The following is a 24954-nucleotide window of genomic DNA, read 5'->3' as shown; positions in this document are numbered from 1 at the left end:
AGGGGGAAGAGCAAAGGCTATGCCACAAATTAAGCTATTGGTTTTAAAGTGTTATTAATAATTTTTAGCCAAACAATGTTCATTTTAATGACATGTCTATACTGACATGTCGACTATATGAACATGGATACATCAATGCCCTCACAGTTTGCGACCTTTAGCGTGCAAGACCTCGGTTACCTCACAGCATTGGGTACGGTTGCACTCAACAGCGGTCCCATACCTGAACTGGAACAGGCCTGGCGGGCGCGCCTGAGTGGCGTTGACGAGCGCCCGGCGACGGTCAGGAAGGTTATTTGGGATTCCTGGGGACGCAGCATCGCAGGCGGCGTGAACCCGGAAGACAGCGACTACCGGTTTGTCGACCCTCAACACCTTGCGGCTACTCTGACGGCCAATCGGGTTTTGATTGCCGCAGCAGCTCAAGTGATGCGCGGCTTGCTTGCCTATAACCCGAGAGGCCATATCAACCTCACCGATGCTGATGGCACCACACTGTATTTTTGCGGGCTGGATCTGACGCCGGTAGGTACGCGCTTGCTGGAGTCGGTGCAGGGCACCAACTGCACCGGGCTGGCCCTGGCTGAAGATTCCCTGGTGTATGTACTGGCAGAGGAAAACTTCGGTACAGGCCTTCGTCAGCGGCGGATGCATTGCGCTGCGGCGCCCATTCGCAATGCCCAAGGCAAGACCCTGGCGATGCTGACCCTGACCGCAGAACCTGGCTGGTTCCATTTTCATACGCTCGGCACTGTCCAGGCGGCGGCCGAGGCCGTCTCGCGGCAAATGGCCTTGCAGGCGCTGCTGGAAGAACAGCAAACCGTTCTCGAAGTGCTCAACGAAGGTTTGGTGGTACTGGACGAACGAGGCTGTATAAAAGCGCTCAATCGCTATGCCCGGCAGCTTTTTCGGGTCGGCCTGGATTTGCTGGGCAGCCCGTTCCAGCGTCTGGGGCGCAGTGATTTGAACGAGCAGATTCTGGCGCGTATCGGTGAAGGGCTGCGGGACCTGGACTGCACCTTTGAACTGCATGATTTCAGCCAGTTGTCCTGTCTGGTTTCGGTATGCCCACTGGAGCAGGGCGGGCGCGTGGTGTCGCTGCGAGAAAATCGGCGCATTCGGGAGATCACCCGGCGAATTATCGGCACTCAGGCCCGTTACACGTTCGAGACCATTCAGGGCCGTTCACGGGCGATTGCAGATGCCGTGCATTTCGGGCGGATCGCCAGTCGCAGCGATTCCACCACCTTGATTCTTGGCGAAAGCGGCACCGGCAAGGAGTTGTTCGCCCAGGCGATCCATAATGCGAGTGACCGCAATAGCGGGCCTTTTGTAGCGGTCAACTGTGGCGCGATTCCCCGGGACCTGGTGCAAAGCGAGCTGTTCGGCCATGTCGAGGGCGCATTCACGGGTTCGGCTAAAGGCGGGTCGGCGGGCAAGTTCGAACTGGCCGATGGCGGCACGATCTTTCTTGATGAGATCGGCGACATGTCCTTCGACGCGCAGGTCAGCCTTTTACGGGTGTTGCAAGAGGGCGAAGTGACCCGGGTCGGTGCGAAAAGCTCGCGACCAGTGGATGTACGCATCATTGCCGCCACTCACCGTAACTTGAGTCAGGCAGTGGCCGAAGGCGCCTTTCGTGAAGATCTGTATTACCGACTCAACGTGCTCAACCTGACCGTACCGCCGCTGCGTATGCGTCGGGAAGACATTGCCTTGCTGGCGCAACATTTTCTTGATCGTTGTGCCCGTTCATTGCGCAAGTCAGTGCTGGGGCTTTCTGCGCAAGCCCTGGAATTGCTGGTGGCTTATAGCTGGCCGGGCAACGTGCGAGAGCTGGAAAACAGCATTGAGCGCGCGACCAATCTGGCCACGGGTGAGCTCCTCCAGCCCGCCGATCTGCCCCTTGAAATCAGGCAGCGCAGCGGCCCCGCGGTGCCGGGCCGGCTGCCAGTGCCTTTGGCGGCCCATGACCTTGGCACCCACGAAATGCACGCGATTATTGCGGCGCTCGAAAGCACCCGAGGCAACATTCGCCTCGCTGCTCGACAGCTGAACGTTTCCCGCGGCGGGCTGTACAACAAAATGAGTCGATTCGGCTTGAACGCCGCCGATTTTCGAGGGCTCTGACGCCGGTCAGGCGTCGGTATTCTCCGAGGTTACGATCTGTAGCGGTACATACACCCGGTGCCTGAGCGGATCGAAGCTGTTGACGGTCTGCAACTCGATCAGCAGATTTACCAGTGCCTCGGCAATTTGAAGAGGCTGGGAGTCGATCACCACGTCAACCAGCCCGTTCGCGAGTGCGAGGCGCGACAGTTCGGTGGACTCCTGCAAAATGCAGCACAGCGCTGGACGTCTGGGCAGTTGCGCGAGGGCACTGATGATGCCGTCGCCACCACCGCCCACCACGCACAGCCCGCGCAGATCGTCATGATTGCCCAGCAATTCCAGGCTCGCCTCTTCGGTGATATCACAGTTGTCGAGGTTGATCAGCGGCACCAGAGGACGTAACCCCGGCGCATGTTCTGCCAGGTAACTGTGTAGCCCTTCAACCCGCGCCTGATGGCCAAGAAAGCGATGGCCGCCGAGCAGAATGCCGATGCTGCCTTTGCGAGCACCGCAGGTACGTGCCAGCAGCCAGCCCATGGTGCGTCCGACCTGATAATTGTCCTGACCGACGTAAGGCTCATCGGCCTTCTCATGAATGTCTGAAAGCAGCGCTATCACCGGGACGCCAGCCTGGCGAATCTGTTCAAGAGCAGCGTTGATCAGCGGGTGGGCGAAGCTGACCACCGCCAGGCCGTCACATTGCACTGCCAGTTGTTCGAGTTGGGCAACGATGGCGGCCGGGCTGCGATCAGTCACGTATTCGAACTGGCAGGTCAGATTGGCCCCGATACGACGTTGCGCGGCCTGGCCAATGGCCTGAGCGAGGTTGGCATAGAACGCCTGGGCGGTGTTCAGCAACAGAATGCCGAAACGGTAAGTGGGACGTTGCTCGACAATGCGCTGCGCAATCAGCCGTGCGGCGAAATAACCCACTGCTTCCGCGGCCTTCAGCACCTGCTCGGCGGTAGCGGGGTTTACCGGAGCGCGGGCGTTGAGCACGCGATCGACAGTCGCGACACTCAAGCCTGCCTGCGCGGCAACAGTCGCGATGGTGGGGCGCTTATTGTTATTCATGACATGCCCTTGAAGCGGCTTGATAGAAAACTATCAAGCACCGCAGATGCTCGATGATAGCTTGATAGTGAATGTATTCAAGGCCTTGAGAGGGGGGTGGGTGCTCTCTATATTTTCTTACGCAAAGTTCCTGAAACTTCACACTTGCGGAGAATAATAACAATGCCTCAAGACACTGCAGCCTGTCAGCGCGACTATAGCCTGACCGGCCCCGAAGCTGCCCGTGCAGCGGAAAAAGGCCTGGTATCTGCCGAGTGGTACCAGTCGCCCATCTCTCGTCAACGCATGAAACAATTGATGCAGCGCCGCGACGGCCCGGCCTTGCTCGACACCGCGATTTGGTTGCTGGCGCTGCTGGTCAGCGGTTTTGGCGGCTACTGGTTCTGGGGTTCCTGGGCATGTGTGCCGTTCTTCCTGGCTTACGGCGTTCTTTACGCCACAGCCTCCAACCCGCGCTGGCACGAGACTGGCCACGGCACCGCGTTCAAGACGCGGTGGATGAATGACGGGTTGTACCAGGTGGCCAGTTTCATGTGCATGTTCGAGCCACATGTATGGCGCTGGAGCCATGCGCGGCATCATACCGACACTATCGTGGTAGGTCGCGACCCGGAAATTGTCGAGCCACGGCCGCCGAGCCTTGTGATGATGTTCCTGAGCCTGTTTCAGATTCCCTTGCTGATCAAAACAATGGGCGGCGTGTGCCGACATGCTTTTGCGCACATGAGCGAGCAAGAGAAGGATTTCATCCCGGTGTCCGAATGGCCCAGAGTGTTTCTGGCCGCGCGTATCTGGCTCGCCATTTATGCCGGAGTGGTTGCTGCGGCACTGTATCTGCAAAGCTGGTTACCCCTCATGTACGTCGGTTTGCCCATGCTTTATGGCGGCTGGCTGTCTTACCTGTTCGGCCTTACTCAACATGTGGGGCTGGCTGAAGACGTGCTCGATCATCGCAGCAACTGCCGCACTATCTACATGAACCGCGTGCTGCGCTTTCTGTACATGAACATGAACTATCACCTTGAGCACCATATGTACCCGATGGTGCCGTATCACGCGTTGGCGCAACTTCATGAAGAGATCCGCCACGACTGTCCGCCGCCTTATGCCAGCCTCGGCGAAGCCTTCAAGGAAATTATTCCAACCCTCCTGAGGCAGCGCCGCGACCCGACCTACTTCATCAAGCGCCAGGTGTCACATGCTTCAGCGCCTGCCACCGCCGCACGTCCCCAGCCTGAAGCGACCTCCGGCTGACACTTTCCGGTTGTTCCCGAACGAGAGAGAAAAACCATGAACAATCAATGGATTGATGTATGCGCCGTGGGCGAAATTGATGAAGAAGACGTCATGCGCTTCGATCACGGCCCGCATACCTATGCCGTATACCGTTCCGCCGACAACGAATTTTTCGCCACGGCGGGCCTGTGCACCCACGAAAAGATTCACCTCGCCGACGGGTTGGTAATAGATCACGTCATCGAATGCCCTAAACATAACGGCCGCTTCGACTATCGCAATGGCAAAGCCCTGGGAGCACCCGTGTGCGTCAATCTCAAGACCTTTGCCGTACGGGTCGAAGCCGGGCGGGTTTTGCTTGCGGTCAGTGACTGAAAATCAGGAGTGCATGCCATGAATGCTCCATTGATTATCGTTGGCGCGGGTCATGCAGGTGGCCGTGCAGCGCTGACCTTGCGCGATCAGGGTTACGCCGGCCGACTGATACTGATCGGCTCCGAGCCGCACGTGCCGTATGAGCGTCCACCTTTGTCCAAGGGCGTGCTGCGAGGCTCCGTGGACCTGGCCGGTTGCAGCCTGTGTGCGGACACGCGCCTCACTGAGCTGGGTATCGAGCATCTGACCGACAATCCGGTAAAGAGCCTCGACCCGCAGGGTCATCGCCTGCAGTTGGCTGACGGCGATGAGTTGCCTTACAGCCGATTGCTGTTGGCGACCGGGGGCAGGGCGCGTTGCCTGGCACAGATCCCCAGGCACCTGAGCAATGTTTTCTACCTGCGCACCCACGATGAAGCATTGGCGTTGCGGGGTGCCTTGATCCACGGTTCACGCCTGGTGATCATCGGTGCCGGGTTCATTGGCCTTGAAGTTGCGGCGACGGCGCGGGCTCTAGGCTGCCAGGTGACGTTGCTCGAAGCAGGCCCTCGTCTGGCCGGGCGCGTCTTGCCTGAAGAAGTGTCCCGGGCATTGCTGGATTTGCATCGGCAGCACGGCGTCGATGTACAACTCAATGTCGTGCTTGAAGGCGTGCAAGGCAATGAGCGCGCCGAGTCAGTGCTGCTGGTCGACGGCCGGAGTGTGCTTTGTGACGCAGTGGTTGTCGGCGTTGGCATGCAGCCGAACATCGAGCTTGCAGTAGCGGCTGGCCTTGCCGTGGGGCAAGGGATTCGTGTCGACGATCGACTGCGCACCAGCGCCCCGGACATCTTCGCCGCCGGTGATGTGTGTGAGTATCGCCTGCACCCGGAGGGGGTATATCAGCGGCAGGAGACCTGGCGCAACGCCGAAGCGCAGGGGCGCCACAGCGCATTGAATATGCTGGGGTACGATCTTCCGTTCCAGGAGGTGCCCGGCTTCTGGTCCGATCAGTACGACTGGAGCGTGCAGACAGTCGGTGTAACCACGCAGCCCCTGCCTTCAGCCAGCCGCGCATTGGCCTGCGGTGGGCGGTTGCTGTTCTACCTGGATGCGCAACAACGACTGCAGGGGGCCTGTGGCCTGGCGCTGGGCAACAGCGTTGCCAAAGATATCAAGCTGTGTGAGCGCCTGATCGTTGCCAGAACTCCGCTGAGCGTCACCATGCTCAACGACCCCAAGTGTTCGCTCAAACAACTGCTGAGGCTCTGACATGGACACATTTCTGGTATTTCAGTCGCTATGGGCCATGCAGGACCATCGTGGCCAGTGTGACCTTCCCATCGAGGCGCAACTGGACAGAATTGCCGCCGCCGGCTTTGACGGGATCACCGACCATTACTGGCATGCCCCCGATGTCATGCGGCTGCATGCCGCCGCAGAGGCCCGTGGCTTACAGATTGAAGGTCAGCTATTCCCACAGACAGTAGCCGATCTGGACAGGGCGCTTGAAGTTGCTTGCCGCTACGGTTGTCACCACCTGACTCTGCAGGCCGATGCACGTCCGCGGACGCTGGCCCAGGCGATCACGTTGATCGAGGGCTGGCAGCGTCTGGCCGAGCAGGTGGACTTTCCGGTTCTGCTGGAAACTCACCGTTACCGCCTTACCAGTGATCTGTTGTTTACCCTCGACGTGCTGGCGCAGATGCCGGACCTCAAACTGTTGGCTGATTTGTCCCACTACGTGGTAGGTCGGGAGTTGCCCGAGTCGGCGACGGCCGAGGACGACGAGCACATTCACAGCATCTTGCGCCATAGTTGGGGCTTTCACGGCCGTATAGCCAATAGTGAACAAGTGCAGGTGCCTTTGAGCTTTGCACAACACCGCCCCTGGCTTGAGCGGTTTTCAGCCTGGTGGCGTTACGGTATTGAAGATTGGCTGGCTCGACCGAATAAACCAGCCAGCCTGTCTTTCACGTGCGAGCTGGGCCCACCCCCGTATGCAATCACAGGGAGTGACGGGCGCGAAATTTCAGATCGCTGGAGCGAGGCACTGTTACTCAAGGATCTGATTCGCGGAATCTGGAATGATTGCCGTTCAAGGGTCTGACGGGTTCAGCCCACTTGATGCGAATGGTGAACTCTTCAAAAGCATACCGATGTGTACATTTTAGGTTGACGACCCATCGCCAACGGTTTAAAACTATACACGTCGGTACAGTTTTGGTGGTCTCGCAGTTCATTGCAGACTGACACACATCCAGAACAGTCCGGCAGCGCCTCGCAGAGCAGTCTGATGATGATCGATTAAATGCCGTGCAACGCGGTACGTCGCGATCATGGATGGCCCTGCATCAGGCAAGAGAGTGCTCCGAGATACAGTGCCTCTGGAAAACGTGCTTCTGGATAAACAGTCCCGGGATATTACCAGTGCCCTTCAAAGGTACTGCCCGTGACGGTGCGTGCCTGATAGTAGTCGGGCTCGGGGATTGACGGTGAGTGCTTGAATTTCAATAACCTGATCACGCTGGAGAGTTCTGCATGCACTACGTTAAAAACATGAAGTTGGCCGGGCTGTTGTTATTGGTTTTTCTGGTCACGGGGTGTGCCAGTCACGAGCCGTCGCCTTATTCAGGAATCGAGTCATCACTTGAAATGCGGCCCAACAAACAGGACAGCTCGGGTCGTATTCCCTTCAAGTACTCGACGTCAGTCAACTGGAACCAATACGATAAAGTAATGCTTGAACCCGTGGTGATCTACTCGGGAGCGGATGCGCAATTTTCAGACCTGGAGCGCAACGAAAAGACCGTCCTGGCCAACGACATGACGGTCAGGTTCTCTGAAGCCCTGGGCAAGCATTTCCGGTTCACCGACACACCTTCACGCGGGACAATGCGCATTCGCCTCACCCTGACCGGGGCCGAGACCACTGTTACCGGGCTGTCTACATTCTCCCGATTCGATATCGGCATGGGGTCATATAACCTCGTTCAGGCCTCCAGAGACCGTGAAGGTACGTTTACCGGGTCCGTCAGCTACGCCGTCGAGATCTACGATGCGTCCACTTCTCAGCTTCTGGAGTCCTATGTCACTCGGCAATATCCAAAGGTTTATGACATAAGCTCGACCTTCGGGCGTTTGTCGGCGGCGCAGGCGGGTATTTCCAGAGGCGCGGATGAGCTGATTGAGTTGTTGCTCTCAAAGTAAAGCAGCCTTGGGAAGCCCGGCCTGATAATCGGGTCTTCCTGTCAGTCAGACACCTGAGAACTGAAAATGCTATTTGTGAATAATAAAATAAATATAAATCAAAAATAATAATATTAGCTTATGACCAAATAGAATTATATTTTAGAAATTGATTCCGTTATGTTTGGTTTCAACAGCCTACCCCTTACCTCGGATGGTACCAATCGTTATCAGGATTCTGCGCATCAGGCCGCCGTCGAGTGCGCCATGACCGAGGGATAAACCATTCCCCTCAAGCAGAATCGTTGGAAGGGAGTTCAACGTATGTTGCCTGTTCAATCCTGCCACTGGCTTTATTCCTCTCGCCCTGCTGTTGACAGGCGCTGCGCGTCACTTCTGCCGCCAACCGGCTTCTCACCCCACCGCTAGCTCATCGCGCAGGTTTTACCTGCACAGCCTGAAACGTGCGTACCGCGCTGTCCCTACGACAGCAGGAACGCCCGACTTTGCGATTTGCATGCATGGCTTCAATGACGGCCATGTCTGGAGTGAATATGAAGCAAGCTTTACACCGTGCCCGAGCCTCGACTGCCGTGCTGGGCTACTGCCCGCTGGCGTTGGCGATAGGGAGCGTTTTGCTGTCAGGGACGATTCAGGCCGAGGAAAAAACCTCCGAGGATGAGCGTCGCACCTTGTCCACCGTGGTAGTTACCGGTAATCGCGGTGCCGAGCAGCGCACCGTGACCAGCAGCCCGGTGCCGATCGATGTGGTCAGTGCCAAACAATTACAGAGTACTGGCAAGCCCGGCCTGATGGAGGCATTGAGCGCGGTCATCCCATCTCTGACACTGCCGGAAAAAACCGGTTGGGACGCCAGCGGCATTGCCCGTGCGCCCAACTTGCGTGGTTTGAGTGCCGCCGAGGTGCTGGTGTTGGTCAATGGCAAACGCCGCCATACCAGCGCGACTCTTAATATCAACGGCATCAACACCGGCGCTGCGCCGGCAGACCTCGATCTGATCCCGATCAGCGCCATTGATCATGTAGAAGTGCTGCGTGACGGTGCCGCGGCTCAATATGGCTCCGATGCCATTGCCGGGGTGATTAACGTCATCCTCAAGGCCGACACCAGCGGCACCTCGGTGACCAACGCCGGGCTCGGTTATGACGGCAAGAAGCAGACCGTGCAGCAAAGCCTCAATAAAGGCTTCGAGATTGGCGACGGCGGTATCGTGCAACTGGCGCTGGATGCCCGCAGCCAGAATGACGACAACAAGGCCAGCGCCAATGGCTACAGCTACGAACAAGCCTACGACCTGGCGGGCAAGTCCACGTATGGCGGTTACGGCGCGCCGAAAACCAATCTGCTGACCTTGGGTTACAACGCCGAGCTGCCGATCGATGACAGTTTCAGTCTGTATTCCTTCACCACCTATTCGCGTCGCAAGGCCGAGCAGGGGCAGAATTTTCGCCTGCCGACCATTACCAATACGATCACCACCGGGCCCAATGGTTATCCGGCGGGATACACACCGACCTGGTACATCGACGAAGACGATTTTCAGGCTGCGTTTGGTGGCAAAGGCACGCTTGGTGAATGGGACTGGGATCTGTCCAGCACTTACGGGCGCAACGAGGCGGAGCAGGGCACCACGCATAACCAGAACCCGTCGCTGGGTGAGGCCACGCCCAACAGCTTCACATCAGGAACGTGGATTTCCACCGAGCTGACCACCAATCTGGACTTCAAGCGCGGCTTTGACATCGGCCTGCAAAAGCCCCTCGACGTGTCCTACGGCCTTGAACATCGACGCGACACGTATGAGGTGCAGGCGGGCGACTATGAATCCTATGCCAACGGTGGTTACTGCGTCGCACCGGGCAACTGTGCATCGTCAGGTGCGCAGGTCACCAACGGCATTTCGCCGGATGAAGAAAGCAGCGCCTCGCGCAACAGTGTCGCCAGTTATGTCGACGTAGGCTTCAACCCTGTGCCTGACTGGTATGTCGGCAGCGCACTGCGCTATGAACATTACAACCAAGGTGTGGGCGCGACCCGCAGCGGCAAGTTGACCACACGCTACGACTTCACCCCGCAGTTCGCCGTTCGCGCCACCGTCAGCAATGGCTTTCGTGCGCCATCCCTGGCCAACAGTCTATTCAGTGCACGTTCGACCACTTACGGCGTGGTGGACGGCGTGTATCAGTCGATCAATTACGGCGTACTGCCGACCGGCTCGGGTGCCGCCAGAGCGTTGGGTGCCGAGGACCTCAAGCCGGAGCGCTCCACCAATTTCAGCCTCGGTTTCACCCTGACGCCTACCGATCAGTTGACCCTGACCGCCGATGCCTACGTGATCAATCTGCGTGACCGCATCACCCTGACCGGCACCCTGCTGGGTGATGAAGTCACTCAGGTGCTGCTCAACAACGGCATCGATTCGACGTCGGGCGGCCAGTATTTCATCAACGGTGCCGACACCCGCACCAAGGGGCTGGATCTGGTCAGCAACTACCGTCAGGACCTTGGGCAGTACGGGTTAGTGAAGTGGACGGCGGCGTTCAACTGGAATCAGACAAAGATCCTCAGCTACAAGGAATCCACCTCGATCCTCGGTACTTCCTATGAGCTGATGGACCGCGAAGCGCGCAATCTGATTACCGGCGTGCAGCCGCGTACCAAACTGATTCTGGGCGGCGACTGGAGCATCGAGCGCTTCAACCTGAACCTGGCGCTGACCCGTTACGGTTCCTACAAAGAGGTCAACTCCTCAGCCAATCGCGATCTGGACCGGGTGTACAGCGCCAAGTGGATCACCGATCTGGACCTCGGCTACAACCTCAGCAAAAACCTCAACGTTGCCATCGGCGCAAAGAACCTGTTCGACATCTATCCAAAGAAACAGGGGGTTCCCAGCAGCACCATGGTCAGCAGTTACGGCACCTATTCGCCCTACGGTTTTACCGGCGGTTACTACTACACCCGGCTGACTTACGCCTTTTAAGGCCAGCACCTGAAAACCCCCATTGAGTGCGAGGAACAAGCATGCCCACTGTCGCCAAACCCTATGACTTCATCGACGAGACCAGCCGTTACCCGCTGCGCCAGAGCCGGGTAGCACAACCACCGATCAAGGCATTGCAAGTAGTACCCGCCCGGCATCCCGGTCGCTGGGTGGGGTCGATATTCGCTGCACTGGTGCTGGTCGCCATCGTGCATTCGCTGGCGACCAATCCGCGCTGGGAGTGGGGCGTGTTCGGGCAATGGTTCTTCTCGCCGTCAGTGCTGCGCGGCCTGGCCCAGACGTTGCTGCTGACACTGCTCAGCACCGTGTTTGGCATCGTTCTCGGCACGGCGCTGGCGCTGGCACGCCTGTCGGGCTCACCGCTGCTGGCGGCGCTGGCCTGGGGCTACATCTGGTTTTTCCGCTCGATGCCGGCGCTGCTGGTGTTGATCATTCTCTACAATTTCGCCTACCTGTACGACCACATCGTACTGGGTGTGCCGTTTACCGATCTGGTCTTCGCCGAATGGTCAACGGTCGACGTGCTCAGTCAATTCACCGTGGCGGTCCTGGGCTTGAGCCTGATGCAGGCGGCGTATACCGCAGAAATCATTCGTGGCGGGCTGATCGGTGTCGATGCTGGCCAGCATGAAGCCGCTGCAGCCCTCGGCTTGCCGGCTTCGCGTCGGGTTTTCCGCATCATTCTGCCCCAGGCACTGCGCTCGATCCTGCCTTCGGGCTTCAACGAAATCATCGGCCTGGTCAAAGGCACTTCCATTGTTTACGTGCTGGCCTTGCCAGAGCTGTTTTACACCGTGCAGGTCATCTACAACCGTACCCAGGCGGTGATTCCGCTGCTGATTGTTGCCACCGTCTGGTACCTGATCATCACCACGCTGTTGACCAGCGCGCAGTACTACGTCGAGCGACACTTTGCTCGTGGCACGGCGCGTGTTTTGCCGCCCACGCCCTTGCAGCGAGTGCGCGGCTGGTTGAAGGAGAAGCATCATGAGTGAAGCCTCTGCACCCGTGCGCGCGGGGCGCATTCAGATCCAGGGCGTGGGCAAACGCTTTGGCAGCCAGCAGGTGCTCAAGGACATTGACCTGAGCATTGAACCGGGCAAGGTCACGGTGATTCTCGGGCCGTCCGGCTCGGGCAAGTCCACGCTGTTGCGCACCATCAACCACCTGGAAAAGATCGACAGCGGTTACATCACCATCGACGGCGACTACGTTGGTTATCGGCGCAAGGGTGATCTGCTCTATGAGCTCAAAGAGCGTGAAATCCTCAAGCGGCGCATCGAGGTTGGCTTCGTGTTTCAGAATTTCAACCTGTTCCCGCACCTCACCGCCTGGGAAAACATTGCTGAAGCACCGTTGGCCCATAAACGCTGGAGCAAGGCCGAGGCGCAGGCAAGAGCAGGTGAATTGCTGGCCAGGGTTGGCCTGGCAGACAAGGTGGACGCTTACCCACGCCAGCTTTCCGGGGGCCAGCAACAGCGCGTCGCCATTGCCCGTGCGTTGGCGCTGGACCCCAAGGTGCTGCTGTTTGATGAACCTACCTCAGCCCTCGACCCCGAGCTGGTCGGCGAGGTGCTGGATGTCATCAAAGGGCTCACGCAACTGGGGGTCACGCTGGTGGTAGTGACCCACGAGATCGGTTTTGCCCGGGAAGTGGCGGATCACGTGGTGTTTCTGTGCGATGGCCAGTTGATTGAGCAAGGGCCGCCGGAACAGGTTTTCCACCATCCCCGACACCCTCGCACCGCTGCCTTTCTCGGCAAGGTGCTGTGAATTTCCCGCTTTCAAGGAGTGATTGCTGATGCTAGTGAATACCGCCCGCGTAGCCCTGCTGACGATAGCCGTCAGCGTGGCGCAAAGTGCTTTTGCTTCCACCGCGCAACCGGTCGACCTCAGTCCTGACCGGCAACGCATTCATGTACCGCGTAACGAAGCGGCCATTGCGCAGATCCCGGCGGGCTTCAAGTTTGCCCAGCCAGGCAAGTTCACCGTGGCCGTCTCCGGTGTGGCGGGGCCGCCCCTGGCGCTGCTGGCCAATGATGACAAGACCACCATCGGCAGCGAGGCCGACACCGCGCAACTGGTGGCGGACAGCCTGGGCCTGCAATTGAACGTGGTGCAGACCAGTTGGGAGGACTGGCCGCTGGGCGTCAGTTCGGGCAAATACGACGCAGTCATCAGTAACGTCACTGTGACCGAAGCGCGCAAGAAACGCTTCGATTTCGCCACCTACCGCCAGGATGTCCTGGGCTTCTATGTCAAGACCAACAGCAAAATCAGCGAGATAAAACAGGCGTCGGACATCGCGGGGCTGAAGATCATCGTCGGCTCCGGCACCAATCAGGAAAAGGTCCTGTTGGCGTGGAACGAGGCTAACGAAAAGGCTGGTATCAAGCCTGCGCTGTTGCAGTATTTCGATGATCAGGCGGCTGCGCAGCTTGCCATTCAGTCGGGGCGCAGTGATGCGCTGTTCGGGCCCAATTCGGTGTATGCCTACTCGGCCGCCATCACCGGAGGCATCAAGCGGGTCGGCACGGTTAACGGCGGCTGGCCACTGCAGGCTGATATCGCCGTGACCACGCGCAAGGACAACGGTCTGGTCAAACCGATTCATACCGCCCTTGAAGGCGCGATTGCCGGCGGGCAGTACGAGCAAGTGTTGCAGCGCTGGGGCCTGGATGTGGAGCGCGTCGACAAGTCGCTGATCAACCCGCCCGGCTTACCGGATTGAGGCCTTCAAGGGAGCAAATGACATGGGACTGACACGACGTGAAGCACTTTCCAGCATTGCTGCGGTAGGTGGCGAAAAAGCCGTCAAGGACGCGCTTGCGGTACTGGGGCTGGGGCCTTCATCACACCGGCGGCCAAAACCTCTGAAACTCGGAAGCGGGCTGGGGCAGGGCACTCGCGTACTGGTGCTGGGTGCCGGAATCGCCGGGCTGGTGACTGCGTTGGAATTGACGCGGGCAGGGTTTACTGTGCAAGTGCTGGAGGCCCGTGATCGAGTGGGCGGCCGCAACTGGACGTTGCGCAGCGGCGATCAGGTGGACTACAAGGACGGTCGCACGCAGACCGTGGGCTTTGATCCCGGGCTGTATTTCAATGCCGGGCCAGCGCGGATTCCCAGCCAGCACCGCACGCTGCTCGACTATTGCAGCGAGTTGGGAGTGCCGCTTGAAGTGCTGGTCAATAGCAGTCATGGCGCTCAGGTCCGCCCGGACCTGCAACAGCCCGCGTTCACTGTCGGCCAGGCTATCAACGACGCCCGTGGCCACCTCTCGGGTCTACTGGCCACGGCGGTGCAGCGCGATGCTCTGGACGATGTGTTGAGCGGCGAAGAGCGTCAGCGCCTGTTAGCGTTTTTGCAGGTGTATGGCGACCTCTCGCAGGAACTGGCTTATGAGGGCAGCCTGCGTTCCGGACATCAGGAGTCGCTCTCGCATCCGGGGGCATTGCCGACCAGTGCGCAGCCGGTAGAGCTGGAGCGCCTGCTGCATCCCGAGCTGTGGGGCGCGCTGCTGCACACTGAGTTTCCCGAGTTCTCGGCGACCATGTTTCAGCCGGTCGGCGGTATGGACCGCATCACCGACGCCTTTTACCAGCGCCTCACCGAACAGGTGCAACTGGGCGCGCAGGTGCGCCAGATTCGTCAACTGGAAGACGGTGTGGCGGTCACCTATCACGACAGACACAGCGGCCGCGAACAGGTAGTACGCGCCGATTATCTGGTCTCGACCCTGCCGTTGCCGTTGCTGGCCAGGCTGGATACCGACTTCAGTAATCCGGTAAAGGCCGCTTTGCTGAGCACCCGCAACGATCAGGCGACCAAGGTGGCGTGGCAATCCCCGCGCTTCTGGGAAACCGATTACCGCACCTATGGCGGGTTGTCCTGGATCGACCATCCGGCGCGCCTGCTGTGGTACCCGAGCAATGACTTGAACACCCGCGATGGCCTGCTCGTCGCCGGTTACGTGACCGGGGAGGGTGCCGACGTGTTCGGCGCGAAACCGTTCGAGGCGCAATACGCAGCCTCCAGAGAGGCGGTCGAACTGCTGCATCCCGGTTACTCGCATCACTTGCGTAACCCCTTGGCCGTGTCCTGGGAGCAGATTCCTTACAGCGAAGGCCCGTGGCTGCAACGCGAACATTTCCCGGCCGACGCCAGCGCCTTGCTGGATGAACCTCATGGCCGGGTTTACTTCGCTGGCGACGGGCTGGTGCAGAGCGGCGTGGGTATCTGGCAGGAATCGGCCGCCAATTCGGCGCGCCATGTGGTCGGGCAACTGGCCGAGCGGGTCATCCAGCAACGGCAGACCGCGGCCCTCGCGGCGTCGTGAGCCTTCATTGCAGCATCAACATCTATTGGGGAGAGACACCATGAGCGACAGCATTCAACGTACCAGCGTCGGCGATTTTCCAATCTCGCAAACCGTGACCGTGCCTGCCTCGGCCAGCCTGGTATTCATCAGCGGCACTTTGCCCGACCTTGCCGACCCACACGCTCCGGCGGGCACGCCTGCCGCCTATGGCAACACTGAAGTGCAAAGCGTTTCGGTGTTCAGCAAACTGCGCAATATCCTCCGGCAACAGGATCTTGACCTGGGCGATATCGTGCAGTTACGAGTGTTTCTGGTGGGGGCCGAGGAAACCGGCGGCAAGCTTGATTTTGCGGGCCTGCAGGCCGGTTACACGCAGTTTTTCGGCACCCCCGAGCAACCCTTGAAACCTGCGCGCACCGCTTTGCAGGTAGTGGCGCTGCCATTGCCCGGTGCGCTGATCGAGGTCGAAGCCATCGCGGCCAGACCTGCTTGATCCAGTGCCGTCAGTTGCTTGACTATCGCCGTGCGGCCCGGGTACTGACGTCCACCCACACCGCCAGCACCAGGATGCCGCCCTTGACGATCATCTGCCAGTAACTGTCGACGTCGAGCATGGACATGCCGTTATCGAGACTGGTGATGACCAGCGCGCCAAGCAGGGCACCGTAGACAGTGCCCGAGCCGCCGCGCATGGAGGTGCCGCCGATAAAGCAGGCGGCAATGGCGTCCAGTTCACCCATGTTGCCGGCCGAGGGCGAGCCTGCAGCCAGGCGTGCGGTATTGACCAGCCCGGCGAAGGCACACATGACGCCCATGATGCCGAAGATCCACAGTTTTACGGCCTGTACGTTGATGCCGGATAACCGCGTGGCTTCCATGTTGCTGCCCACCGCATAGACGCGACGTCCGAAAACCGTCTGGCTGGTGACATAACTGAACACACCGAGCAGGACCAGCAACAGCAACACCGGAACGGGGATTCCGTCGTAGCTGTTGAGCACATAGACAAACCCGCCCAACACAGCGCCGATCAATACCACGCGTAACACATCACGAATCATCGAGTGTGCCGCCAGCCCGTGCAGTGCTCTGTTGCGCCGTTGTTTCCAGGTCAGAAACAACGTCAGCGCCAGCAACAGTACGCCAAGCCCTGTGCCGACAGAGTGCGGTAAATACCCTTGGCCAACGTAGACCAGCGAAGGCGATACCGGGGCGATGGTCGTACCACCGGTGATCCCCAGCAGAATGCCGCGAAAGGCCAACATACCGCCCAGCCCGACAATAAAGGAGGGAATGCGCAGGTAGGCCGTCATGTAGCCGTTGGCCAGGCCAATCATCAGCCCGCATAGCGCAACCACGCTCAGGTTTGCCAGCAGCGGCACGTGGTAGACCACATCGAGAATCGCCGCCAGGCCACCGAGCAGGCCCAGCAATGAACCCACCGACAGGTCGATCTCGCCACTGATGATCACCAGCACCATGCCACACGCCAGAATGCCGGTGATGGACATCTGCCGCAGCAGGTTGGAAAGGTTGCGCGGGGTCAGAAACCCGCCGTCGGTCTGCCAACTGAAGAACAGCCAGATAACCGCGATGGCAATCACCAGCGCAAGCATTTTGTAGCGGGTGAAGAACTGTTTGACCTGGTTCATCTATGCGGTCTTCCGGGCATTATTGTCAGGGGCATCGGGGTGGCTGAGCGCAGCGGCGAGCACCTGTTCCTGAGTGAGTTCATGGTTGATGAAGTCGCCGCGCAACTGGCCTTCGCCAATTACCAGCACACGGTCGGACACGCCCAGCACTTCGGCCAGCTCCGAAGAGACCATGATGATCGATACACCTTCGGCCGCCAGCGCGCCCATCAGCTTGTAGATCTCGTACTTGGCACCTACATCGACGCCGCGGGTGGGCTCGTCGAGGATCAGCACGCGCGGTCGGGTCAAAAGCATTTTCGCCAGAACAGCTTTCTGCTGGTTGCCACCAGACAGGCTGGTGATCGGCAGGAACGGGCTGGCTGTCTTGAGGTGCATGCGCGAGATTTCCCGGTCGATGCTGCCCAGCTCGGCTTCGGCGTCGATGCGGGTCATTTTCGAGTAGCTGTCGAGGACCGCGAGGGTGATGTTCTGACCAACGCCCAGGTCCGGAATAATGCCCTGACGCTTGCGGTCTTCGGGAACCATGCACAAGCCCGCGCGGATTGATTTGAGCGGCGTGCGTGTGTCGACAGGCTGGCCGTCCAGCCACACTTCACCGGTATATCGGCCCGGGTAGGCACCGAACAGCGCGGACACCAGTTCGGTGCGACCTGCGCCGACCAGCCCGGCAATGCCGAGAATTTCCCCGCGCTTGAGAGCAAACGAAATGTCGTCGACCCGTTTGCGTCCGGGGTTATCGACGTCGTAACAGGTAATGTTTCGCGCCTCGAAAATCACCTCGCCGATCTCGTGGGGTTCGGTGGGGTAAAGGTTGCTCATTTCGCGACCGACCATCTGGGTGATGATCTTCGGGATGTCCATGTCCGACATGGCGGTGGTGGCGATATGCTTGCCATCGCGGATCACCGAAATGGTGTCGCACACGGCCGCCACTTCATCGAGTTTGTGCGAAATGTACACGCACGCCACGCCCTTGGCTTTCAGGTCACGAATGATGTCCAGCAGCACCTCGATTTCCGAGCGGGTCAGGGCCGAGGACGGCTCGTCGAGGATCAACAGGCGCGCCTTCTTGTTCAGTGCCTTGGCGATTTCCACCAGTTGCTGATAACCGCCGCCGTACTGGGAAACCGGCAGTGCCACGTTCATGTCTGGCACTTTGAGCTCACGCATCAACACTTCGGCGCGGTGGATCATGGCCGGGTAGTTCATGCGCCCACCGGGGAGCGTCAGTTCATGACCCATGAAGATGTTTTCGGCCACCGACAGGTCAGGCACCAGCGTGAGTTCCTGATGAATGATGACGATCCCGGCTGCTTCCGTTTCGCTGATGGACTGCGCCTTGAGCGACTGGCCGTCCCAAAGGATCTCGCCGTCCCAGGTGCCGTAGGGGTAAACCGCCGACAGCACCTTCATCAGCGTGGACTTGCCCGCGCCGTTTTCGCCGCACAGGCCGACGCACTCACCGGGCCGGACCTTGATGTCAATGCCGTTCAAGGCTTTGACGCCGTCAAAGGTTTTGACGATGCCGTTCATTTGCAACAGGTAGTCGGACATGGCACGGGCTCACACGGGGATTCATGGGCGTGCCTGGGCCTGCGCAGCCATGCTGCACAGGCTCAGGCTTTCTATCGACTGATTATCGATAGCTCACTGGCCGCCCATCTGCGCCTTGGTGTAGAACCCGTCTTTCTCCAGCAGGTCGATGTTGTCCTTGGTCAACGGTGTCGGGGTTAGCAGGATGGTGTCGACTTTCTTGCTGCCATTGTCGTACTGCGAGGTAAAGGCAGGCTTCTCGTTGCGCACCAGTTGCACCGACAGTTTGGCGGCTTCGCTGGCAATCAGCTTCAGCGGTTTGTAGACGGTCATGGTCTGGGTGCCATCAATGACCCGCTTGACCGCCGCCAGGTCCGCATCCTGTCCCGAAATAGGCACTTTGCCGGCCAGTTTCTGTGCGGCCAGGGCCTGAATCGCGCCCCCTGCGGTGGCGTCGTTGGAAGCAACGATGCCATCGATCTTGTTGTTATTTCGGGTCAGGGCATTTTCAACAATGCTCAGGGCTTCAGTGGGGTTCCATTCCTTCACCCACTGTTGGCCGACGATTTTGATATCGCCCTTGTCGATGGCTGGCTGCAGCACCTTCATCTGACCTTCGCGCAGAATCTTGGCGTTGTTGTCAGTGGGGGCGCCGCCCAGCAAGAAGTAGTTACCCTTGGGCGCTGCTTTCAGCACGCCGCCGGCCTGCATTTCGCCGACCTTTTCGTTATCGAAGGAGATGTAAGCGTCGATGTCGGCGTTGAGGATCAGCCGATCATAAGACACCACTTTGATTCCGGCCTTCTTGGCTTCGGCAACGGCGTTGGTCAGTACGGTGGCGTTGAACGGCACGATGACAATCACGTCGACGCCGCGAGAGATGAGGTTTTCGATCTGCGAAATCTGTTTCTGCTCGTTGGCATCCGCCGACTGTACGTAGACCTTGGCGTCCAGTTTCTCCGCCGCCGCAACGAAGTAATCACGGTCGCGTGACCAGCGTTCCAGACGCAGGTCATCAATGGAGAAACCGATTTTCGGGTGGGCGGAGTCGGCCATGACCGGCAGGGACAGCAAGGCCAGAGCGCTGGCAAGCAGCGTGCGTTTCAGGGTGTTCATAGGGTGCGTCCTTTTATTGTTGTTCGAAAGACACTTCATGATGTGCAGTGTAATGCCGGTGCAACTGTAGAACGTTGTCGGACGCCGCGGGCACAGATTTGTCGTAAGAATGTCACTGCGGCGTCCGTTCTGCCTGGTTTCAGGAGTAGATAAAGCGGTTGACCACACCTTCCAGCAATTCCTGCCGACCGCTGACGGCTTGTGGGTTCAGTTCGTTGTCGAATGCATGGTTTGCAAGCGACTCGAGGCTGAATTCACCCGCCAGCAACGACTTTCCGAAAGGCTGCTGCCAGCCTGCGTAGCGCTGGTCCTTGAACTGCTGAAGCTTATCGTTTTGCACCATGGCCGCTGCGCGCTCCAGCGCCAGGGCGAGCACATCCATGGCGGCGACGTGGCCGTGAAACAGGTCGACTTCGTCGAGGCTCTGACGACGGACCTTGGAATCGAAATTGTAGCCGCCATTGGTGAAACCACCGGCCTTGAGAATCTCGTAGGTGGCGAGGGTCATCTCCTCGACGCTGTTGGGGAACTGGTCAGTGTCCCAGCCGTTCTGCGGGTCGCCGCGGTTGGCATCGATGCTGCCAAAGATCCCCAGCGAGACTGCTGTGGCAATTTCGTGGTGGAAGCTGTGCCCGGCCAGGGTCGCGTGGTTGGCTTCGATGTTGACCTTGATCTCTTTTTCCAGGCCGTACTGCTGCAGAAAACCGAACACCGTGGCGCTGTCGTAATCGTACTGATGCTTGGTGGGCTCCTGTGGCTTGGGCTCGATCAGCAAGTCACCTTTGAAGCCGATCTTGTGTTTGTGCTCGACCACCATGCGCATGAAGCGGCCCAACTGCTCGCGCTCCTGCTTGAGGTCCGTATTGAGCAGGGTTTCGTAGCCTTCACGACCGCCCCACAGGACGTAGTTGGCCCCTTTGAGTCGCTGGGTGGCGTTCATGGCACTGAACACCTGAGTCGCGGCGTAGGCAAATACTTCAGGGTCCGGGTTGCTGGCGGCCCCTGCGGCAAAGCGCGGGTTGCTGAAACAGTTAGCGGTGCCCCACAGCAGCTTGATCCCGGTTTGCTCCTGATGACGCTCCAGCTGATCAATCATCTGCGCGAAGTTGTTGCGATACTCCTTGAGCGAGCTGCCTTCCGGCGCTACGTCGGTGTCGTGGAAACTGTAGTAATCAATGCCCAGCTTGGAAAAGAACTCAAACGCTGCTTCAGCCTTGCCGATAGCCAACTCCATCGGGTCACCGGAACCTTGCCATGGGCGCTTGAAGGTGCCGACACCAAACATGTCGGCGCCTGGCCAGACGAACGTGTGCCAGTAACAGGCCGCCATGCGCAAATGCTCGCGCATGGGTTTGCCGAGAATCAGTTTGTCGGCATCGTAGTGGCGAAAGGCAAGGGGCGAGTCGCTGTCAGGGCCTTCATAGCGAACCTTGTCGACGGCGGGGAAGTACGGCATCTGCGTTTTCCTTATTGTTCTTGGCGATGCCTCGATACTAGCAACGGCCTTGGGCCTGCTGATTATGAAAATCGTCAACGCACAGTGCGATTTTGAGTATTGAGATTGGTCCTTTGCGGGCCTAGTCTGTGTTGAGCGACGTAGTGCTTATCGAATCGATATAAAAATCCGGCATAAAAATAATGAAAACTGTACCCCCCGTTCACCGCATTGCACTGTTGTTCAACGGCAGCAAGATCTATGACCGCGGCATCATCAGCGGCATCGGCAACTACCTCAGCAGTACCCGGGTGTCCTGGGATCTGTTCCTGGAGGAAGATTTTCTCTGTCGCCTGAAAGGCATCGAGCGCTGGCAGGGTGACGGGATCATTGCCGACTTCGACGACCCGCTGATTGGTGAGGCATTGGCCGGCATCAGGCTGCCGGTGGTGGCGGTAGGCGGTTCCTACCAGGATGAGCGCGCCTACCCGAAGGGCATCCCCTATGTCGCGACCGACAACCACGCCTTGATCAAGGCCGCCTACGAGCATTTGATAGTGGCCGGGCTGACCCGCTTTGCCTGCTTCAGTCTGCCTGAGGCTCAGGCCAATCGCTGGGCGCAGGAGCGCGAGCAGGCCTTTCGCCGACTGCTGCAACGCGACGGCTTGCACGCCGAGGTCTATCGCGGCCTGGGTACCAGTGCACCGCTCTGGGACAGTGCTGTAGAACAGCAGATCGCCTGGCTGCAAAGCCTGCCCAAGCCGATCGGCATCATCGCGGTGACCGACGCCCGCGCCCGTCAGTTGCTACAGGCCTGCCTGACTGCCGGAATTGCTGTGCCCGAACAAGTGGCGCTGATCGGCATCGACAACGATCCGTTGACCAGAACCCTCACGCGGGTGCCGTTGAGCTCGGTGGTTCAAGGCACCGACACCATGGGCCGAACCGCCGCGCGCCTGCTGCACCAGATGCTGCACGGCATGCCGTCTTCGGGCACCCACATTCTGATACCGCCGGACGCTGTCAACGTACAGGCTTCGAGTCTGCATCAACCGTTGGGGGACCCCTATGTGATGCAGGCGTTGCTGTTTATCCGGCAGTACGCGTGCCAGGGTATCAAGACCGCGCAGGTAGCGGCTTATGTGGGCGTTTCGCGCTCGTCGCTGGAGGCGCACTTTCGCCGGGTGCGGGGCTGCAGCGTGCATGACGAGATCCTGCGTTTCAAACTGGCCGCTGCCGCACACGGGTTGCAAAACACTGACTGCGCAATTGCCGACATCGCCCGCGATTGTGGTTTCCGGTCGGCGCAATACCTGCACACGGTATTTCGCCGGGAATTTGGATGCACGCCGCGAGAGTACCTGCAGGGTGCCAATGCGGCAGTGCAATGCCCGGTTGCCTGACAATTCAGGCAGCCACGACTCTTATCGTCCAGAAGTCGGTGGACAGATTTTCATCCAGCAGATAGCTGTAGGGCAGGGTGAAGTAGCCTTCCATGCCCCAGCCAGTGCCCCATGAGTTGCGCAAGATGAAATGCTGATGGGCATCGTTGTAACCCACTGCCAACACGCAGTGCCCTCCGAGCATCTTTTCGTGAGGGCCCGGCATCGGGGCATGCCCGGTCTGGGCGACCTTCTTGCTTTCAAAGCTCTCGTAGACGGAAAAACCAATGACAAACGGATAACCTGCCGCCAGGCAGCCTTTCATCTGGTTGAGGTTTTGCGCAACTTTCTGGTAGGACACCGCTTTGTATTTTCTTGCGTCTTTGTAGCAGGCAGCCGGAGGTTTGACAGCGAACTTTTCAATGTCATAAGGCCACTCTTTTTCAGGGCAATCACCTTGCTCCGCTACACTTTTAATTCCGTGGCGTATCATCGCGCCGCTGTCCGAATCGACGGTATGCTCAATGACCCGTTCGTTGTAATAGATAAACAACCGCGAGGGCTCGAACGCCGGCGTCAGCTTTTGCTTCATGCGATCAAACTGAATCGCTCCGGCAATACCGTTCGCGGTACAACTGCCCAGTTGGCCCTGGTCGTATACGGGCGGGCAATGGTGGCGCAGATCAACCATGTGTGGAAGCGCCGCCAGCGCCGTTGTCGGCGCCGCATAAAGATGATCGCGATGATCAGGCAGATCGCGAATCCATCCATACTGTTTTACGGTATAGGTCATTTCGTATCTCCTTGTAAGACACTGTCAGAAAATTTGACAGCGCTCATGTAAACAGGTTTTTGGCAGGCGCGGATTAAACTTCGTTTAGTAAGTAGTGAACTATGAGTTGGCCGGGTGGATTCATTTGGCCAGTACTGTTAGTTGAGCAGCGGGCCATATTAACCAGTTTGTTAAATGGGCCTGCGGAATAGAATTACTGCTTTTTTTTGCGCTTGATACGAGCCAAAGCGCCTTATCGAAAGTGGCAAAACGATACTGCTTTATAGACGCTTATCCTAAGCCCATAAGCGTACCGGTCGGTACATTTAAATTGACAGCATGCGATGTACGGGCTAAAAGATACACCTCGGTACAGTTATGGTCGAAGCGCAAATCGCCACATGCAAGATGAGGGGTAGAGGGATGGATACGATGCAACTGCATGAAATAATGACTGCTCACCTGCGTATCGATACGCCGCAAGCGCTTTGCAATCCTCAGCGGGGGCAGCGTAGCAGCGGTGAGGTACTGGGAGGCGAATTCAACGGCGATCGATTAAAGGGGCAGGTTCTTCCGGGAGGCAGCCTTTTTCTCGTGCCCCAGGATGACAACCTTGCACGATTCAGCCTGTACTACACCTTGCTGACTGACGACGGAATAAAGATAGATGTCGTCGGAGAAGGGCTAGTGGCCTTCAGTGAAACGGACCGCGCGCCATTCGCCGAATCGCAGTGTCGATGCACATGCAGCAAGCAGTTCAGCGTTCCTTCCGGCGCTCATGATTACTTGCAGAGAAACCTGTACGTCGGCAGAGTAAATATAAAAGCCGGGGATGACAGCATGCGTGTCAGTATTTATCAGGTTAACGAGATATGAAGAGCCGTCAAAGAAACGCGTGGATGCGATAGCAAGTGTCAAGTGTGTTATCAAGGTATAACCCTTGTCGCTAACACTTGGCGGGTCGGCGTGATGACATTTAAATTATTTTTGCTCGTTATCTATATAAGCAGGGGCTGGTCAGTCTGACACGCCGGCTTGCGTGCAGGCTGGGTTCAACCATTGTCACTCTATCAGTCGGGTTTGAAGTGCTCGACATGTTGTCCACCAACAAGCAGTTCGAGCGTTACTTTCAAGGGCGTGAGGACGGTCTGTCGCCCACGCCGGATATCTGTCTGGTTCATTGGGTTGTGGCGTGACCGTTACTAGCTGGCAAAAAAGCTCAGCCCTTTGCCGATCGCGCATTCATAACTCACCGGATTGCCGACCTGCTGATAGCCGGGAACACTCAGCGTCGTCATGCTGAACATGGCGCTGCCATTGGAGCGTATCTGGTAGCGAATGAACTGCTCGATGGGCTTGTTATCTCGATCCAGGGTGAAGTGGCTGTCCGAGAACGCGAGGGTGCCGTCGGGAGTGATGCGGTAGGCATCGATGCGTTTGCCGCCTTTGGTTTTGGACGGCTCGGCACCCGCGACCGAGGACTTGCATTGCCCAAGATCAATCGCCACAGCTACCGACTCTCCGGTGTTCAACGCCTGGATGATAGCGGGGTAGCTGACCAGCGCGTCGCCAGCGTGAGCAGCACCGGGCAGTGCAAGGGCAAGTAATGCGGCAGCGTAATAATGTTTCATGGCAACTCCAGTAAGTCAGTCTGAAGGTTGAAAAGACCGTCATCTCGTGGTTATCGAGCGTCGCGAAACCTACCATAAGGTTTCCTTGAAGTGGGCCCTGAATAGCAGTGGCACGGCTCT

Annotated in this window: 20 protein-coding genes and 1 pseudogene; 14 read left to right on the top strand and 7 right to left on the bottom strand. The window is 58.5% G+C overall.

The window, feature by feature from the left end:
• Positions 1 to 135: 135 nt before the first annotated feature.
• Positions 136 to 2130, top strand: a complete 1995-nt coding sequence (locus KP808_RS13710) for a sigma-54 interaction domain-containing protein (protein ID WP_230016296.1) — start codon at positions 136 to 138, stop codon at positions 2128 to 2130.
• Positions 2131 to 2136: 6 nt separating this feature from the next.
• Here KP808_RS13710 and KP808_RS13705 read toward each other — a convergent pair.
• A pseudogene (locus tag KP808_RS13705) lies at positions 2137 to 3227 on the bottom strand (LacI family DNA-binding transcriptional regulator).
• A 121-nt stretch (positions 3228 to 3348) separates the two neighbouring features.
• Between KP808_RS13705 and KP808_RS13700 the strand changes: the two are divergent.
• The 11 genes from KP808_RS13700 to KP808_RS13650 all read left to right on the top strand — a co-directional run bounded on the left by KP808_RS13700 (position 3349) and on the right by KP808_RS13650 (position 15803).
• Complete coding sequence (locus tag KP808_RS13700) at positions 3349 to 4440, top strand: fatty acid desaturase family protein (RefSeq protein WP_004667662.1); 1092 nt, start codon at positions 3349 to 3351, stop codon at positions 4438 to 4440.
• Positions 4441 to 4476: 36 nt separating this feature from the next.
• A complete protein-coding gene (locus tag KP808_RS13695; RefSeq protein WP_002553354.1) occupies positions 4477 to 4797 on the top strand; it encodes a MocE family 2Fe-2S type ferredoxin in 321 nt (106 codons plus the stop codon).
• 18 nt (positions 4798 to 4815) lie between these two features.
• On the top strand, positions 4816 to 6048 hold the full coding sequence (locus KP808_RS13690) for an NAD(P)/FAD-dependent oxidoreductase (protein ID WP_230016295.1): 1233 nt from the start codon (positions 4816 to 4818) through the stop codon (positions 6046 to 6048).
• A 1-nt stretch (position 6049) separates the two neighbouring features.
• A complete protein-coding gene (locus tag KP808_RS13685) occupies positions 6050 to 6886 on the top strand; it encodes a sugar phosphate isomerase/epimerase family protein (RefSeq protein ID WP_057401202.1) in 837 nt (278 codons plus the stop codon).
• 431 nt (positions 6887 to 7317) lie between these two features.
• Complete coding sequence (locus KP808_RS13680) at positions 7318 to 7986, top strand: DUF3313 domain-containing protein (RefSeq protein ID WP_005746429.1); 669 nt, start codon at positions 7318 to 7320, stop codon at positions 7984 to 7986.
• Positions 7987 to 8519: 533 nt separating this feature from the next.
• Entirely contained in the window at positions 8520 to 10970 is a 2451-nt protein-coding gene (locus KP808_RS13675; protein ID WP_193601066.1) for a TonB-dependent receptor plug domain-containing protein, read from the top strand.
• 41 nt (positions 10971 to 11011) lie between these two features.
• Entirely contained in the window at positions 11012 to 11986 is a 975-nt protein-coding gene (locus tag KP808_RS13670) for an amino acid ABC transporter permease (RefSeq protein ID WP_122259986.1), read from the top strand.
• Entirely contained in the window at positions 11979 to 12764 is a 786-nt protein-coding gene (locus KP808_RS13665) for an amino acid ABC transporter ATP-binding protein (RefSeq protein WP_004665212.1), read from the top strand. Before KP808_RS13670 ends, KP808_RS13665 begins: the two co-directional genes overlap by 8 nt.
• Positions 12765 to 12792: 28 nt before the next feature.
• Entirely contained in the window at positions 12793 to 13722 is a 930-nt protein-coding gene (locus tag KP808_RS13660) for an ABC transporter substrate-binding protein (protein WP_005733125.1), read from the top strand.
• A gap of 22 nt (positions 13723 to 13744) precedes the next feature.
• Positions 13745 to 15328: a flavin monoamine oxidase family protein gene (locus KP808_RS13655; protein WP_058408105.1), complete on the top strand. Its 1584-nt coding sequence runs from the start codon at positions 13745 to 13747 to the stop codon at positions 15326 to 15328.
• A 40-nt stretch (positions 15329 to 15368) separates the two neighbouring features.
• Positions 15369 to 15803 (top strand): RidA family protein, encoded by a 435-nt coding sequence (locus KP808_RS13650; RefSeq protein ID WP_058408104.1) that lies wholly within the window; start codon positions 15369 to 15371, stop codon positions 15801 to 15803.
• Between the two features lie 22 nt (positions 15804 to 15825).
• Here the strand turns inward: KP808_RS13650 and KP808_RS13645 are convergent, their stop codons facing one another.
• The 4 genes from KP808_RS13645 to xylA form a co-directional block, all read right to left on the bottom strand.
• Entirely contained in the window at positions 15826 to 16962 is a 1137-nt protein-coding gene (locus tag KP808_RS13645) for a sugar ABC transporter permease (RefSeq protein ID WP_058408103.1), read from the bottom strand.
• On the bottom strand, positions 16963 to 18519 hold the full coding sequence (gene xylG / locus KP808_RS13640) for a D-xylose ABC transporter ATP-binding protein (RefSeq protein WP_230016294.1): 1557 nt from the start codon (positions 18517 to 18519) through the stop codon (positions 16963 to 16965).
• A 93-nt stretch (positions 18520 to 18612) separates the two neighbouring features.
• Complete coding sequence (gene xylF, locus KP808_RS13635) at positions 18613 to 19614, bottom strand: D-xylose ABC transporter substrate-binding protein (RefSeq protein ID WP_122280772.1); 1002 nt, start codon at positions 19612 to 19614, stop codon at positions 18613 to 18615.
• 139 nt (positions 19615 to 19753) lie between these two features.
• Positions 19754 to 21070, bottom strand: a complete 1317-nt coding sequence (gene xylA, locus KP808_RS13630) for a xylose isomerase (RefSeq protein ID WP_122280771.1) — start codon at positions 21068 to 21070, stop codon at positions 19754 to 19756.
• Between the two features lie 182 nt (positions 21071 to 21252).
• Between xylA and KP808_RS13625 the strand changes: the two genes are divergently transcribed.
• Positions 21253 to 22452 carry a XylR family transcriptional regulator gene (locus KP808_RS13625; protein ID WP_005746439.1) on the top strand — a complete coding sequence of 400 codons (1200 nt, stop codon included), beginning with the start codon at positions 21253 to 21255 and terminating at the stop codon, positions 22450 to 22452.
• A gap of 4 nt (positions 22453 to 22456) precedes the next feature.
• Here the strand turns inward: KP808_RS13625 and KP808_RS13620 are convergent, their stop codons facing one another.
• On the bottom strand, positions 22457 to 23224 hold the full coding sequence (locus KP808_RS13620; protein ID WP_005746440.1) for a C1 family peptidase: 768 nt from the start codon (positions 23222 to 23224) through the stop codon (positions 22457 to 22459).
• Positions 23225 to 23626: 402 nt separating this feature from the next.
• On the opposite strand from KP808_RS13620, the gene KP808_RS13615 reads away from it, so the two are divergent.
• Positions 23627 to 24079: a DUF3237 family protein gene (locus tag KP808_RS13615; RefSeq protein ID WP_230016293.1), complete on the top strand. Its 453-nt coding sequence runs from the start codon at positions 23627 to 23629 to the stop codon at positions 24077 to 24079.
• A 326-nt stretch (positions 24080 to 24405) separates the two neighbouring features.
• Here the strand turns inward: KP808_RS13615 and KP808_RS13610 are convergent, their stop codons facing one another.
• The gene (locus KP808_RS13610; RefSeq protein ID WP_230016292.1) at positions 24406 to 24834 is read right to left on the bottom strand and encodes a VirK family protein; all 429 of its coding nucleotides are present in this window, start codon (positions 24832 to 24834) and stop codon (positions 24406 to 24408) included.
• Between the last annotated feature and the right edge of the window lie 120 nt (positions 24835 to 24954).

The organism is Pseudomonas savastanoi (genome assembly GCF_020917325.1).
Taxonomy (GTDB): Bacteria; Pseudomonadota; Gammaproteobacteria; order Pseudomonadales; family Pseudomonadaceae; genus Aquipseudomonas; species Aquipseudomonas amygdali.
Note: the sequence above shows the minus strand (reverse complement) of the source record. Positions and strands in the feature narration are given on the sequence as shown.